The organism is Flavonifractor sp. An9, from assembly GCF_002161245.1.
Classification (GTDB): Bacteria; Bacillota; Clostridia; order Oscillospirales; family Oscillospiraceae; genus Flavonifractor; species Flavonifractor avicola.
The window spans coordinates 180167-193909 of sequence record NZ_NFHC01000003.1 but is presented as its reverse complement, the minus strand read 5'-3'; the positions used below and the strand labels follow the sequence as shown (position 1 = coordinate 193909).

Annotated in this window: 14 protein-coding genes; 6 read left to right on the top strand and 8 right to left on the bottom strand. The window is 59.1% G+C overall.

Annotation, left to right across the window (positions count from 1 at the left end; genetic code table 11):
* The 3 genes from B5G40_RS03930 to B5G40_RS03920 form a co-directional block, all read right to left on the bottom strand.
* Window positions 1-245, bottom strand: a 245-nt coding sequence (locus tag B5G40_RS03930) for a 3-keto-5-aminohexanoate cleavage protein (RefSeq protein WP_143383363.1), incomplete at its 3' end; no start/stop codon positions are given.
* A gap of 21 nt (window positions 246-266) precedes the next feature.
* Window positions 267-2231 (bottom strand): sodium:solute symporter family protein, encoded by a 1965-nt coding sequence (locus B5G40_RS03925; RefSeq protein WP_087398840.1) that lies wholly within the window; start codon window positions 2229-2231, stop codon window positions 267-269.
* A gap of 16 nt (window positions 2232-2247) precedes the next feature.
* Window positions 2248-3021 (bottom strand): cyclase family protein, encoded by a 774-nt coding sequence (locus B5G40_RS03920; RefSeq protein WP_087398839.1) that lies wholly within the window; start codon window positions 3019-3021, stop codon window positions 2248-2250.
* Window positions 3022-3390: 369 nt separating this feature from the next.
* Here B5G40_RS03920 and B5G40_RS03915 point away from each other — a divergent pair, with 369 nt between their 5' ends.
* A complete protein-coding gene (locus tag B5G40_RS03915) occupies window positions 3391-4740 on the top strand; it encodes a sigma-54 interaction domain-containing protein (RefSeq protein WP_242959197.1) in 1350 nt (449 codons plus the stop codon).
* A 78-nt stretch (window positions 4741-4818) separates the two neighbouring features.
* Here the strand turns inward: B5G40_RS03915 and B5G40_RS03910 are convergent, their stop codons facing one another.
* From B5G40_RS03910 to B5G40_RS03890, 5 genes are all read right to left on the bottom strand, one after another.
* Window positions 4819-5667 carry a 3-keto-5-aminohexanoate cleavage protein gene (locus B5G40_RS03910; RefSeq protein WP_343212809.1) on the bottom strand — a complete coding sequence of 283 codons (849 nt, stop codon included), beginning with the start codon at window positions 5665-5667 and terminating at the stop codon, window positions 4819-4821.
* Between the two features lie 120 nt (window positions 5668-5787).
* Complete coding sequence (locus B5G40_RS03905) at window positions 5788-6798, bottom strand: cyclase family protein (RefSeq protein ID WP_087187580.1); 1011 nt, start codon at window positions 6796-6798, stop codon at window positions 5788-5790.
* A gap of 52 nt (window positions 6799-6850) precedes the next feature.
* Window positions 6851-7780 (bottom strand): 3-hydroxyacyl-CoA dehydrogenase family protein, encoded by a 930-nt coding sequence (locus B5G40_RS03900; RefSeq protein WP_087270521.1) that lies wholly within the window; start codon window positions 7778-7780, stop codon window positions 6851-6853.
* 32 nt (window positions 7781-7812) lie between these two features.
* The gene (locus B5G40_RS03895) at window positions 7813-8622 is read right to left on the bottom strand and encodes an SDR family NAD(P)-dependent oxidoreductase (RefSeq protein ID WP_087187582.1); all 810 of its coding nucleotides are present in this window, start codon (window positions 8620-8622) and stop codon (window positions 7813-7815) included.
* A gap of 54 nt (window positions 8623-8676) precedes the next feature.
* Window positions 8677-9027 (bottom strand): cupin domain-containing protein, encoded by a 351-nt coding sequence (locus B5G40_RS03890; RefSeq protein WP_087187583.1) that lies wholly within the window; start codon window positions 9025-9027, stop codon window positions 8677-8679.
* A 410-nt stretch (window positions 9028-9437) separates the two neighbouring features.
* Between B5G40_RS03890 and B5G40_RS03885 the strand changes: the two genes are divergently transcribed.
* The 5 genes from B5G40_RS03885 (at window position 9438) to nrdG (ending at window position 13726) form a co-directional block, all read left to right on the top strand.
* The gene (locus B5G40_RS03885; protein WP_087329446.1) at window positions 9438-9902 is read left to right on the top strand and encodes a winged helix-turn-helix transcriptional regulator; all 465 of its coding nucleotides are present in this window, start codon (window positions 9438-9440) and stop codon (window positions 9900-9902) included.
* Between the two features lie 156 nt (window positions 9903-10058).
* Entirely contained in the window at window positions 10059-11981 is a 1923-nt protein-coding gene (locus B5G40_RS03880; RefSeq protein ID WP_087398837.1) for an NAD(+) synthase, read from the top strand.
* A gap of 1 nt (window position 11982) precedes the next feature.
* On the top strand, window positions 11983-12579 hold the full coding sequence (locus B5G40_RS03875; protein WP_087398836.1) for a chromate transporter: 597 nt from the start codon (window positions 11983-11985) through the stop codon (window positions 12577-12579).
* Window positions 12576-13139 carry a chromate transporter gene (locus B5G40_RS03870; protein ID WP_087329440.1) on the top strand — a complete coding sequence of 188 codons (564 nt, stop codon included), beginning with the start codon at window positions 12576-12578 and terminating at the stop codon, window positions 13137-13139. Before B5G40_RS03875 ends, B5G40_RS03870 begins: the two co-directional genes overlap by 4 nt.
* 59 nt (window positions 13140-13198) lie before the next feature.
* A complete protein-coding gene (nrdG, locus tag B5G40_RS03865) occupies window positions 13199-13726 on the top strand; it encodes an anaerobic ribonucleoside-triphosphate reductase activating protein (RefSeq protein WP_087270534.1) in 528 nt (175 codons plus the stop codon).
* Window positions 13727-13743: the final 17 nt, after the last annotated feature.

Here is a 13743-nt window from a genome sequence, read left to right as displayed (position 1 = left end):
TTCAGGATGATGTCACAGTCGGGGTGGTTGGAGCGGAGCAGCTCCACGGTCTGGCGGAACTTCTCCTTGTCCATGGTGCCCTTGCCCTGGTCGTCGCGCATATGCAGGTGAGCCACAGCAGCGCCGGCCTTCCAGCAGGCGTACACGTCCTCGGCGATCTCAGCGGGGGTCATGGGCACGTTGGGGTTGTTCTCCTTGGTGGGCCAAGCGCCGGTGGTAGCTACGGTGATAATGGTTTTATTCATATCCTGTACCTCTCTGGGTAATTATGCGTACTTCTTCAGAACGGCGGAACCCTTAGCTGTAATGGCCAGCTTGCGCTTGAAGATACCCTTTTCCACCAGATAGCCGCGGCGGGTCAGGTGAGAAGAAATGGCGGCCATATGCATGGACTTGATGTGGTTTTTCTGCACGAATTCCGCCTGCTTCTCGGGGGAGTTCTGAACGATATGGAGGAGCTGCAGATACATGGGAGTCAGGCCGTCCTTCGCCATACCTGCCTCCTGAGAAGAAAGGGCGGGCAGCGCGGACAGACCCTTTTCGGTGATGGAGAAGGTATAGAACTTGGAGCCGCGCAGACCGGCGCGCACCAGGTAGCCGCCCTGGTCCAGCTTCTCCACAGCCTGGCCGGACGTCTTGGAGTCCACACCCAGAGCGTCGGTCAGGTCAGCCATATAGCAGTGGCCAACCCGCAGCATCTCCAGGATGCGCAGCTCCAGCTGGCCCAGGGAGACGGTGGTGCGATTGGAGGCGGTGGGGACCCGCTCCCAGCCCTTCTGGCCATAGTACTTGGGGGTGCCCATGAGGGAGAAGAGTACGGCGGCCACAAAGGTAACCACCAGGCCCAGGGTAGCCAGATAGACATAGCGGCCCACATCAAAGATGCCCAGCAGCTGCAGAACGGTGAACACAGCCATGGTGATCATGCCGCAGAGAGCACCGCCCAGCGCACCCTTGGAGTTGAAGCGGGGCCAGATGGCGCCCAGACCCAGCAGAACAGCGGGGGGAACCAGCCAGCAGTTTGCGAATGCGAAGAGGTAGGTGGGACCGCCGGGGAACTGGCAGAACACGAAGGTGACGATGCCCACCAGGAGCATGATGACCTTGGACATAGCCAGGCTCTTCTTGGCGTCGGCGTTGGGATTGATGATACGCTGGTAGATGTCGCGGTTAGCCACGGCGGAGGCGCCGAGAGCGGAAGTGGAGGCGGTGGAGATGGAAGCAGCCACCGCGCTGATCACCACCAGAGAGCCGAACAGGGGAATAAAGGTGGTGGCGATAAAGCCGTAGGTGCCGGTGGGAGGAACGGTACCGCCGTTCAGGGTCAGAGCGTCGGAGTGGAAGGCGCCCATGTAGCCGCCGATCAGGCACAGGGGGATCATGAACACGATCAGAAGGATAAAGGCGGCGGAGACAAAGGACTTGCGGGCCACCTTCTCACTGCGGCAGTTGGCGACCTTCATCCAGTAGTAGTTGTTGCCCCACACCAGAGCTGCGGCAAAGCAGATGATAAAGTTGAACAGGGAGGGATAGGTGAAGGCCATGCCGGGCATGGAGCCGGCAAAGCCGTCGCTGGTAAAGGCGCCGGGAGCCCAGTTGGCCAGGATCACATCGATCCAGCCGAAGCGGTTGGCCAGAAGGAAGAACACGGAGGGAACCACGACAATTCCGATGGTGATCTGGAACAGATCGGTGATGGTGGTGGCCCACAGGCCGGAGATAAAGGTAAAGACAATGATGACCAGGAAGATGATGGCGGTGATCAGGGTGCGGTTCCAGCCGGTGAAGGCGGCGATGTTGTCTACGCTGGAGACAACGTTGTTGGCCATGATGCCGCACATACCGATCACGGAAGTGATGGCCACAACGGAGCGGGTGGCGCCGTCATAGCGCATTTCCAGAAACTCAGGCAGGGTCTGGGCGCCGCTGCGGCGGATAAAGTTGGAGTAGAGCAGGCCGAACAGCAGCAGGCCGCACATGGAGTATACCACGCTCCAGGCCATACCGCCGAACAGACCATACTGGATGGTAAAGCCCGGGGCCAGCGTGACGGTGGTACCGGCAAATCCGATGGCGCACACGCCTACCGTATTGATGAGCGTGGAGATCTCACGGCCGGCCAGAACGAAGTCGTCGGACTCCTTGACCCAGCGCTTGCTGAACAGACCGGCACCGATGAGGATGCCGCAGAAAATCACAAAGATAATAATAAAAATTGCGTTAGCACTCATTTGGGTTCACCTCGCGTTACGGATTCAGGATGGCCACGGCACGGCACCAGCCGGCGCTGGCGCCCTTGACGTTGACAGGAAGGCAGTGGACCTGGTAGCCGGTAAAGGGCAGCTGGTCCAGATTGGTCAGCTTCTCCAGGTGGCAGTATGCTTTACGGCGGCCCACTCTATGCGCCTCCCAAATGATGGAGGTATCGCCGCTCTTGGCAAATTCCTCTGCCTCGATGGGCAGAGGCACGTCCCAGCTCCAGCCATCGGTGCCCATGACCTTCACGCCGTGGTCGATCAGCCACTCGGTGGCCTCTGCGCTCATGCCGGCTCCGGCGGTCAGATATTTTGCGGTGCCCCAGTGCTGGTCGGCGCCGGTCTGCAGCAGGACAATGTCGCCCTCCTTGGGGGTGTAGCCCGCTTTGGAGAAGTAATTCTCCAGATCGGCCGCGGTGATTTTGTAGCCGTCGGGCTTGTCCCGGAAATCAATCTTGACGCCGTTGCCGATGCACCACTCCAGAGGCACCTCGTCGATGGTCCAGGCGGGCTCGCCGTTGTTCATGGTGGGGTAGAAGTGGTAGGGGGCGTCCAGATGGGTGCCGGAGTGGGTGGTCAGGTGCACATTCTCAATGGCCCAGCCGTTTCCTTCCGGCAGATCGTCCACGGAAATACCGCCGTTGAAATAGGTGGTCATAATTTTTGCGGTATCCTTGTGCCGCAGGAATTCCACATGGGGCACCTGAGGCGGGGGATCACTGGGCAGCCCGTCCTCAACGGGAATGGAAAGGTCAATGATTTTCATAAATAAGGCTCCTCTCTCGTTTGGGATTTTGTTGCACACCTGATTTATAAAGCAAACGAAATGCCAACCATTGAGAGAGCGGCCAAACCCTTGTGATATGGGGACTTCGCACGGTATGGCCGAAAAAAAGAAACAGGACTATGTCAGGAAAACCTGACATAGTCCTGTTTGCAGCACGGGTAAAATCGCAAAAATGCCCGCACAGCAGGATGTGCAGCTGGATGTGTAAGGAAATACTTATATGTAAGGAATATGTGACATAATGGAAGAAAAAGTTTATAGAATCATTGAAAAGTTGAAAATAGAGAACGTTTATGATAAAATAATAAGCGAGGTGGAAATATGCAGGATGTTATGGATTCAGAGACCATGCGGGAATTTATTGATAGCCTGGATGGTGCGGCGGTACTGGATGCGCAGGGAGTCTATACCTACGTCAGTCCCGGGTGGGAGCGATTCACCGGCTTGACCGCGGAGCAGGCCCTTGGAAAAAAGGTGTGGGATCTGGTTCCTGATACCCATGCCAGAGAGGTGTTCCGGACCAAAAAGCCGGTGTTTGCAAAAGTAGTGCGGTCCCACGGAGTGCCTGCCTTTACAAGTTATTATCCCCGGTTGGCGGCAGATGGCTCTGTGCAGGGGCTGTTCCTGTATATCATGTTCCAGGGCGAGGATTACGCCAGAGATCTGATGGAACGGCTGAATGCGCTGACCAGCAAGGTGGAGTTTTATAAGCAGGAGCTGTCCAGAGAGCGGGGGGCAAAGTATAGTCTGGACAATATCATCGGCGAGAGCGAAGCGGTTCGGAATCTGAAGGAGCAGATCATCCGGGCCTCCCGCTCATCCTCCACGGTGCTCATCGAGGGGGAGACCGGCAGCGGCAAGGAGCTGATTGCCCATGCCATCCACACCCTCAGCCCCAGAAGCACCGGCAATTTTGTGCGGGTAAATTGCTCTGCCATCCCGGCCGAACTGCTGGAATCGGAGTTTTTTGGCTATTCTGCAGGGGCCTTTACCGGCGCGTCCAAGCGCGGAAAGCTGGGCCGTTTTGAGTTGGCAAACGGCGGCTCCATTTTCCTGGATGAGGTCAACCTTTTGAGCACCACCATGCAGCCCAAGTTCCTCCGGGTGCTGCAGGAGCGGGAAATTGACCCTGTGGGCGGCCTGAAAAGCATCCCCATCGACGTGCGTGTGATTGCCGCCTCCAACATCCCGCTGGAGACGCTGGTGGAGTCCGGCCAGTTCCGTCAGGATCTCTATTACCGCCTGAACGTCATCTCCATCTGTGCGCCGCCCCTCCGAGAACGAATGGAGGATATCCCGCTGCTGGCAGATCATTTTATCCAGCGGTTCAACCGGGAGCTTGGTATGATGGTCCAGGGCATTGGGGCGGACGCTCTGAAGCTGCTCCAGGAGTATCACTGGCCGGGAAATATCCGGGAGATGCAGAACGCCATTGAGCGGGCCATGAACCTGACCAAGGGGCCGTTTTTGCGCCGGGAGGATTTTCTGCATCTGGAGCAAAGGGTCCGGGCTGGAAAACGGCGGGAGCTGCCGGGGGATATGTCCTACCAGCTGCGTCCGGCAAAGCAGGCTTTTGAAAAGGAGTTCATACAGTCGGCGCTGGCCGCGGCGGGGGGAAACCGCGCCAAAGCGGCCCGGATGCTGGGCATCTCCCGCACTGTTTTGTATGATAAACTGGCCGAGTATCATCTGGATTGACGATTCGCTGGCATATAGGTCAAGAAAGCAAAAAAATACGTGGAGCGAATCGCTCCACGTATTTTTTATTTCATCAGATTACTTCAGGCTGAGGATCTCGCGGGCCTCGGCGGGCGTGGCAACCTGCTTGCCGAACTCCTCGATGACGCGGCGGGCGCGGTCCACAAACTGGACGTTGCTCTGAGCCAGCTGGCCCTTGGCGTACATGACGTTGTCCTCCATGCCCACACGAATGTGGCCGCCCAGGGCCACAGCACCGTACAGCATGGTCATGGCGGAGTGACCCACGCCGAAGCAGCTCCAGGTGGAGCCGGGGCACAGGGACTCCATGGTCTCCTTCATGAAGATCAGGTTCTTCATGGTGCCGGGGATGCCGTTGGCGCAGCCCATGCAGAACTGGAAGTGGAGGGGCCCCTTCAGGACGCCCTTCTTCAGGTAGTACTGGGCGTTGGCGATCATGCCGGGGTCAAAGGCCTCGATCTCGGGCTTGACGCCCCACTCCTGCATATTCTTGCCCAGCTCCTCCAGGAAGGCGGGGGGGTTGAGGAAGAGGGAGGTGTGCAGCCAGTTCATGGAGCCGCAGTCGTAGGAACCCATCTCGGGGCGCAGCTCCTTCAGGTGGATCTGGCGGGTCTCGTCAGTGGCGTTCAGGTCGCCGGAGGTGGTCATGTTCAGGATGATGTCACAGTCGGGGTGGTTGGAGCGGAGCAGCTCCACGGTCTGGCGGAACTTCTCCTTGTCCATGGTGCCCTTGCCCTGGTCGTCGCGCATATGCAGGTGAGCCACAGCGGCGCCGGCCTTCCAGCAGGCGTACACGTCCTCGGCGATCTCAGCGGGGGTCATGGGCACGTTGGGGTTGTTCTCCTTGGTGGGCCAGGCACCGGTGGTGGCCACGGTGATAATAGTCTTATTCTTCAGATCAGCCATGATCGTTCAAAGTCCTTTCTGAATCAGGATACCGCATAAAGCGGCGGGCGACTGCCCGCCGCTTTACGTTCGGCATGGAATGGGATGGAAGGGAATTAGGAAAGTTATTGGAACAAAGGATTACTTGTTGCGGTTGAAGAGCTTCTGCATATACTCCAGGCCGCTGGCGCCGTGGCCGTCCTCATCGGCATAGCCGGTGCCGCCGTACTTGTAGGTGCGGTCGGGCACGGAGGGATCGATGTTCTCCTCGTCGATGTAAGCCACGCAGCGGGACATGGCGCCGTCGCCCATGTACCAGCGCAGGGGGAAGCAGAAGAACTGGAACACGGTGCCGGGCTTGATCTTGTCCAGATCGCCGCCCAGGTTCTCAACGCCCACGATGCCGTGGCCCAGCATCTCCTTGTGGCAGGGCTCCCAGGTGCCCCACACGCCCAGGTTCTCCAGCTCGCCGAACTTCTCGTCGTAAGCGGCCTGGCCGTGGATGCGGATGTACTCGAACTTATCGAACTCAGCATAGGCCTCCTCGCCGAAGAGCTCCTTGTACTCCTCGGTGATGGGCTTGCCGGTGGCGCCCAGCAGGTTCATGCGGGTCATGCCGTTGTTGCCCATGGCGGTGTGCAGGGGGTGATCCAGAGCCTGGCCGTCCATAGCCACGCACTTCACGCCGTGCTTCACGAACCACTTGCCGGCGTCGATGCCGGTGCCGATGGCGTAGTGATAGTAAGCCTTGGAGTCGTCGAACAGGCGGTGCATACCGGTGTTCAGGCACAGAACCTTGCCCTTCAGGGAAGCGGGATCCACGCCCCACTTCTTGCAGGCCTCGTCCAGGTGCTTGTCGGTGATCAGGGTCCAGGGCTCCACGTCCAGCTTCAGCACAACAGCCTCGCCGGTGTAGGCGTCGATGGGCATCTCGTGGGTGTAACGAGCGCGGCGGCCGTCGAACTCGTACTCCATAACGTGACGGGGAGCGTCACAGTGGGTGCCGGTGTGCATGGTGCAGGTGATCTTGGAAGTCAGAACGCCGCCCTTGGCCATGGTGTGAGCGTTGGTGATTTCGGGCTTGTCGAAGTAGGGCCAGCGGGGAATCTCAGCGCTGAAGGGGTGGGTCAGATCAACATAAACTTTACCCATAACAGGTGCCTCCTTAAATAATATACAAATGCTTGTGGATAGGCCGGATGTCTTACTTGCCGTACAGCATCCGGATCAGGTACTCGTTCAGATCGGCGTTGGCCTTGGCCACCTGCTCGGGAGTCCACTTCTGGAAGCCCTCGCCGGTCTTGAAGCCGATCTTACCTTCATCCCGCAGCTGCTTGAGCAGGGGAGAGGGCTTGTGGGAATCCTCCAGGTCCTGGAGGATGTAGTCGTGGATATTGTAGGTCAGGTCGGTGCCCACCATGTCGGCGTTCTCCATGGGGCCCAGCTGGGGCAGACGGAGACCGAAGGAGTAGCGGACCGCCTCGTCCACGGTGGCGGCATCGGCGATGCCGTTCTCTACGATGGAGATAGCCTCACGCCACAGGGCGTGCTGCATCCGGTTAGCGATGAAGCCGGGGACGTCCTTCTTGCACAGCACGGGCTTCTTACCCACGGAGCGCAGGACCTCCATGACAGTCTGAGCAGTCTCGTCGGAGGAAGCGTCGGACTTAACCACCTCCACCAGGGGGATCAGGTGGCCGGGGTTCCAGAAGTGGGTGCCCACAAAGCGCTCACGGTGCTTGAGCTCGGCGGAGATCTCGCTGGGGCTCATCACGGAGGAGTTGGTGCAGAAGATGGTGTCCTCGGCGCAGCGCTCTTCCAGCTTGGCGAAGGTCTCGCGCTTGATCTTCATGTCCTCGAACACGGCCTCAATGACGAAGTCGGCGTTCTTGACGATGTCGCTGTCGATGTCGTTGGTGAAGGAGATGCGGGAGAGCCGGTCAGCCAGCTCCTCCTCGGTGATGACGCCCTTCTCCACCAGCTGCTTGGTGTTGGTACGGATACCGGCCTCCACATCGGTGGGGTACAGGTCGTACATACCCACCTGGAAGTCGGGGTTGGAAGCGAACACGAAGCCGATGTTCTTGCCCATCATGCCCGCGCCGCAGATCAGGATATTCTTAATGTTCTTCATTGCGTTATGCCGTCCTTCCCGTCAAGCGGAAATTACACCACCAGGTAACCGCCGGAGCAGTCGCAGTTGCTGCCGGTGATAAAGTTGGAGGCGTCGGAGGACAGGAACAGAGCGTAGCCAACGAAGTCGTCGGGCTCGCCCAGGCGGCCGATGGGCTCGCGGTTCAGGAAGTTCTTGTACACGGCGGACTCGGGATCGAACATCCACTCGGTCAGGTCGGAGCGGAACACGGTGGGGCAGATGGAGTTGACGTTGATGTGGTACTTGGCGGACAGGTCGCAGGCCAGGCAGGAGACCATCAGGTCAGCGCCGCCCTTGGAGGTGCAGTAACCGGTGTAGCCGGCCATGCCGCGCTTGGAACGCTGAGAGGTCACGATGACCATCTTGCCGCGCTTGGTGTTGTCGGCCTCGTACTGAGCCACCATCTGATGGGCAACGTACTTGGTCACGATGTACACGCTCTTACAGTCAGCGTCCATGATGTACTGCCAGTCGGCAACAGACTGATCCAGCACGTTCTGGGGCTTGTTGTAGCCGTGGGAAACAGCCAGGATGTCGATGCAGCCGTACTGAGCCACGCAGGCCTTCACCAGAGCGTCCACATCCTCTTCCTTGGCGGGGTCGGCCACGAAGTAAGCGCAGTCAATACCCTCGGCCTTGAACTCGTCCTCCAGAGCCTTCAGCTTGGCGTCGTTGCGGCCAGTCATGAAGACCTTGGCACCGGCGTAGCCGTAAGCCTTAGCCAGCACGCAGCCCAGAGCGCCGGTAGCGCCGGTGACCAGGGCCACCTTGTCCTTAACGGAGAACATATTCTCAACGAAATCCTTCTTCACGGGAACCATGATGATTTCCTCCTTATATCGAATGAGTGGTCAAATGTCTGTTCCGCAACCGGATCAGGCGTTGGGGTAGTTGATGATGACCAGCATACGGGCGGGCAGGTTGCTCTCGTTCTTCAGGCCACGGCCCTCGTTGGGGGGGAAGGAGATGGACTCGTTCTTGTGGATGACATACTTCTTGCCGTCCTTATCGGTGACAGTCATCTCGCCCTCCAGGACGTAGTAGACCTTCTCCAGCGGGTTGTCCTCGTAAGCCCACTCAGCACCGCCGCCGGGCAGGAAGGTGGAAACGCCAACCCAGAACTTCTCAGCACCGGTCTCTTCCTTGCCGTGAATACGCATGGCGACGCAGCCGAAGTGGCCGGCGGCCTCATAAGTCTTGAGCTCCTCAACAGTACGCTTAACCATTTGAAATCCGCTCCTTTAAATAAAATATTTAATGTTTTGGGATCTCTGCCAGGCCCTTTGGCCTAAGCACTTTGTCTGGTTATAGTGTAGCCACGACGCGGCTTTTGTGCAATACGCACAATTATGTAAGTAGGTAACTTGCGGGTTTGCACCCACCGAATGGTAAGTGTCGGAAAGTTGTAAAATTGGACAAAAGGGGCGAAAATAAAATGTGCAAAAAAGCTAAAACGGATGACGGAATGATACACCGTTGTTAAAACTGCACAAATTCTTTGTTAAAATTTTGGCATACATAACGCGGAAGTCTGGACTGCTATCTTGTGGTGAACTGGCGGCTGTGTTATCATGATATCAGTGGAGCCAGAGCGGCTCCTCTGCGTAAATCCGGGAAGAGAAAGAGGTAACTGCTTGTGTGGAACGATCATTTTGACACACCGACAAATCCCTACCACTATGTGCTGCACTGCATCGGCGGGAAGTGGAAGATGACCATCCTCCATGAGATCCACACCTACGGGAGCATTCGCTTTAACCAGACGTTGAAGGCTCTGCCCATTTCCGAGAAAGTGTTCAGCCAGCAGTTGAGGGAGCTGGTGGAGGCGGGACTGATCCGCCGTATCTCCTACGACACCATTCCGCCCAAGGTGGAGTATGTGCTCACCCCCAGTGGAGAGCAGCTCATCCCCGCGCTGGACGCTCTGTATATCTGGAGCATCCGGCAGATGGACGAACGGGGTATCCCCATCGACTCTGACGCCTTTGTAGTCCATACCTCCAGCAAATATACGCAGGAGCTCCAGGACATTATGGCGGCCAACGATTTTAACCCGGACCGGAAGCGCCAGGGGCGCGACCGGGGAGAGAATCGGGACTGAGCAGCCCCGACCAATTCACAAAGACCCTGCTGAAGCCGGCCTTTGCCGGGTTTCAGCAGGGTTTTGTTTCTCCTGGCCTGGGAGACGTTGCAATCGGGACCGGTTTGGGGTATCATATTCGCTAGAAAAAGATCCTGAGCGAAGGAGGCGCGTGATATGCGCGATGGATTTGTAAAAGTAGCCGCCGGCACCCCCAAAATCCGGGTGGCCGACTGCCGTTATAACGCGGAGCAGATCTTTACTCTGATGCGGGAGGCGGACAAGCAGGGCGTGAAGGTGCTGGCCCTGCCGGAGCTGTGCCTCACCGGCTATACCTGTGCCGATCTGTTTCTTCAGCCCACCCTGCTGAGAGGAGCGGAGGAGGGCCTGGCCACCATTCTGGAGGCCACCAAGAATCTGGATATGGTGGCGGCCATTGGTCTGCCCGTATGGAACAAATGGGACAACAAACTGTATAACTGCGCCGCTGTGATACAGAGCGGAGAGATTTTGGGCCTGGTGCCCAAGACCTACCTGCCCAACTACGGAGAGTTCTATGAGGGGCGGTGGTTCGCCTCCGGGGCCGGGGTGGAGACCAGAATTCCCCTGTGTGGCCAGGAGGTCTCCCTGTCCAACAACGATCTGTTTGCCTGCGCGGATATGCCCAATCTGGTCATTGGCGTGGAGATCTGCGAGGACCTGTGGGCCCCCGAGCCTCCCTCCATTCGCCTGGCCCGGGCGGGGGCTACCATCATCCTGAACCTGTCGGCCTCCAACGAACTGGCGGGCAAGGCGGCCTACCGCCGGGGGCTGGTGTCCGGCCAGAGCGGCCGGCTGGTATGCGGCTATATATATGCCGATGCCGGGGAGGGGGAGTCCACCACCGACCTGGTCTTTGCCGGCCACAACATTGTGGCGGAGAACGGCTCCATCCTGGCCGAGCGCCGGTTTGCCACCGGCCTCACCATCAGCGAGATCGACGTGGACCGGCTGGTCTACGAGCGCCAGCGGATGAATACCTATCGGGCCGATCCTTCCCAGGAGTGCTGGCGGATGTCCTTTGACATGGATCTGGCGGATACCCATCTCACCCGGCCCGTGTCCCCCACCCCCTTCGTGCCCCAGGACCAGAGCGACCGGGCGGAGCGGTGCAACGAGATCCTGTATACCGCCGCCCTGGGCCTGAAGAAGCGGCTGGAGCACACCCACGCCAAGACGGCGGTGGTGGGCCTGTCCGGCGGCCTGGACTCCACCCTGGCGGTGCTCATCACCGCGGTGTCCATGGAGATGCTGGACCGGCCTGCCAGCGATATCATTGCGGTGACCATGCCCTGCTTCGGTACCACCGACCGCACCAAGTCCAACGCGGTGCTGCTGGCCGAGCGGCTGGGCTGCACCCTCAAAACCATCGATATTGGGGAGGCGGTGCGCCGCCACTTCAAGGACATCGGCCAGTCCATGGAGGATCACGACGTCACCTTTGAGAATGGCCAGGCCAGAGAGCGCACCCAGGTGCTCATGGACATCGCCAACCAGACCGGCGGCCTGGTCATCGGCACCGGCGACCTCTCCGAGCTGGCCCTGGGCTGGTGCACCTATAACGGCGACCACATGAGCAACTACGCCGTCAACGCCGGTATCCCCAAGACTCTGGTGCGCCATCTGGTCAGCTTTATCTCGGACGACAAGGAGGCGGAGGACCCCCAGCTGTCCACCGTGCTGGCGGATATTCTGGATACCCCCGTGTCCCCCGAGCTGCTCCCCGCCATCGAGGGGCAGATTGCCCAAAAGACCGAGGATCTGGTGGGACCCTACGAGCTCCATGACTTCTACCTCTACTACGCCATCCGCTGGGGCTTCGGGCCCCGAAAGGTGCTGCGGCTGGCGGAGCAGGCCATGGGCAAGCGCTATGACCGCTCCACCCTCCTCAAGTGGCTGAAGAACTTCTATCGCCGGTTCTTCTCCCAGCAGTTCAAGCGCTCGTGCCTGCCCGACGGCCCCAAGGTTGGCTCGGTGGCCCTCAGCCCCCGGGGCGACTGGCGGATGCCTTCCGACGCCATGGCTTCTCTGTGGCTGGAGGAACTGGAGGGTCTGGAGTAAGGTGAACCTCTATTTCGAATTGTTCTGGACCTTCGCCAAAATTGGCGTGTGTACCTTTGGCGGAGGCTATGCCATGCTGCCCATCCTCCAGCGGGAGCTGGTGGAGAAGCGAAACTGGACCACTGAGGCGGAGATGTCCGACTACTTTGCCATCGGTCAGTGTACCCCCGGCATTATCGCCGTCAATACCGCCACCTTTGTGGGCCATAAATTGAAAGGCCCGGTGGGAGGCGTAGTAGCCACCCTGGGGCTGGTGTTTCCCTGCCTGGTCATCATCATGCTCATTGCGGCATTTCTTCAGAACTTTGCCGAGCTGCCGGTGGTGATCCACGCCTTCAATGGTGTGCGGGCCTGCGTGTGCGCCCTCATCCTGTCCAGCGTGCTCAAGCTGCGCAAGAGCACAGTGGTGGATGTGCCCACCGTGATCATCTTTGTGGTGGTGGCCGTTCTGGCAGTGGTGGGCAACTTTGTCACCTTCCCTGCCGGCACCGCTCTGGCGGCGGTGATGGGTTTTGTGACCTCCCCCATCGTGCTGGTGGTGCTGGCCGGAGTGACCGGACTGTGCGTCCGGGCCGCCAAGGGAGGGCTGAAAGCATGATCTACCTTCAGTTGTTCTTTGAGTTTTTCAAGGCGGGCCTGTTTGCCATTGGCGGGGGTTTGGCTACCATCCCTTTCCTCACTGATATCGGCGCCCGTACAGGTTGGTTCACCGCCGGGGATCTGGCCAATATGATCGCCATTTCCGAGGCTACCCCCGGTCCCATGGGGGTGAACATGGCTACCTATGTGGGATTCCAAACCGGCGGAATTCCGGGAGGCGTTATCGCCACCCTGGGGCTGGTGTGCCCCTCCATCATCGTCATCCTCATCATTGCCGGATTCCTGAAAAAGTTCCGGGAGAGCCGTGGGGTGGATGCGGTGTTTTACGGGATCCGCCCTGCCTCCACTGCCCTTATCACGGCGGCTTTGGTGGAGGTATGCGCCATTGCCCTGGTAAATACCAGCGTGGCCTTCGGGACGGCCGACTTCTTCCACTGGAAGGGCATTGTTCTGGCGGCAGCGGTCTTTGTCTGCCTCCAGGTAAAGCCTCTGAAAAAGCTGCACCCCATTGTGTTTATCGCCGCCTCCGCGGTGATCGGTGTTGTGTTCCAATTCTAAAGAAGCGGGGGCTGTTGCACCCTGGTGCAGCAGCCCCCGCTTTTTATAGGAGAAATGATATGCGTATTGCCAATGTTGTGTCCGACTCCATTGTGGACGGTCCCGGCCTGCGGTTTACTGTCTTTACCCAGGGCTGTCCCCACCACTGTCCCGGCTGCCACAATCCGGAGACCCACGATCCCGCAGGGGGCCGGGAGGCCACGGTAACGGAGCTGGCGGAGCAGATGCTGTCCAATCCCCTGACCGACGGGCTTACCCTCTCCGGCGGGGAGCCCTTTGACCAGGCGGGAGAGTGCGCCGCCCTGGCGGCCCGGGCCAAAGAAAACGGCCTCAATGTGTGGGCCTATACCGGCTATCGCTACGAAACCATGCTGGAGCAGGGAATGCCGGATGTGCTGGCTCTGCTGGAGCAGGTGGACGTGCTGGTGGATGGGCCCTTTGTGGAAAATCTCAAGTCCTACGACGCCCTGTTCCGGGGAAGCACCAATCAGCGGCTCATCGATGTGCCCAAAAGCCGGGAGGCGGGAACGGTGGTGCTGTGGAGCCGGCCCGATCCGCTGGCTCATTTCACCAGGCCGGAGAGCTGAAAAGAGAGGGAATTGTT

Bases quoted from the DNA above. Each gene is read 5' to 3' on its own strand.
- B5G40_RS03880 (WP_087398837.1), top strand. From the start codon at position 10,059: ATGCGCGATGGATTTGTAAAAGTAGCCGCCGGCACCCCCAAAATCCGG.
- B5G40_RS03915 (WP_242959197.1), top strand. From the start codon at position 3,391: ATGCGGGAATTTATTGATAGCCTGGATGGTGCGGCGGTACTGGATGCG.
- B5G40_RS03925 (WP_087398840.1), bottom strand. From the start codon at position 2,231: ATGAGTGCTAACGCAATTTTTATTATTATCTTTGTGATTTTCTGCGGC.
- B5G40_RS03900 (WP_087270521.1), bottom strand. From the start codon at position 7,780: ATGAAGAACATTAAGAATATCCTGATCTGCGGCGCGGGCATGATGGGC.
- B5G40_RS03870 (WP_087329440.1), top strand. From the start codon at position 12,576: ATGATCTACCTTCAGTTGTTCTTTGAGTTTTTCAAGGCGGGCCTGTTT.
- B5G40_RS03890 (WP_087187583.1), bottom strand. From the start codon at position 9,027: ATGGTTAAGCGTACTGTTGAGGAGCTCAAGACTTATGAGGCCGCCGGC.
- B5G40_RS03910 (WP_343212809.1), bottom strand. From the start codon at position 5,667: ATGGCTGATCTGAAGAATAAGACTATTATCACCGTGGCCACCACCGGT.
- B5G40_RS03905 (WP_087187580.1), bottom strand. From the start codon at position 6,798: ATGGGTAAAGTTTATGTTGATCTGACCCACCCCTTCAGCGCTGAGATT.
- B5G40_RS03920 (WP_087398839.1), bottom strand. From the start codon at position 3,021: ATGAAAATCATTGACCTTTCCATTCCCGTTGAGGACGGGCTGCCCAGT.
- B5G40_RS03895 (WP_087187582.1), bottom strand. From the start codon at position 8,622: ATGGTTCCCGTGAAGAAGGATTTCGTTGAGAATATGTTCTCCGTTAAG.
- nrdG (WP_087270534.1), top strand. From the start codon at position 13,199: ATGCGTATTGCCAATGTTGTGTCCGACTCCATTGTGGACGGTCCCGGC.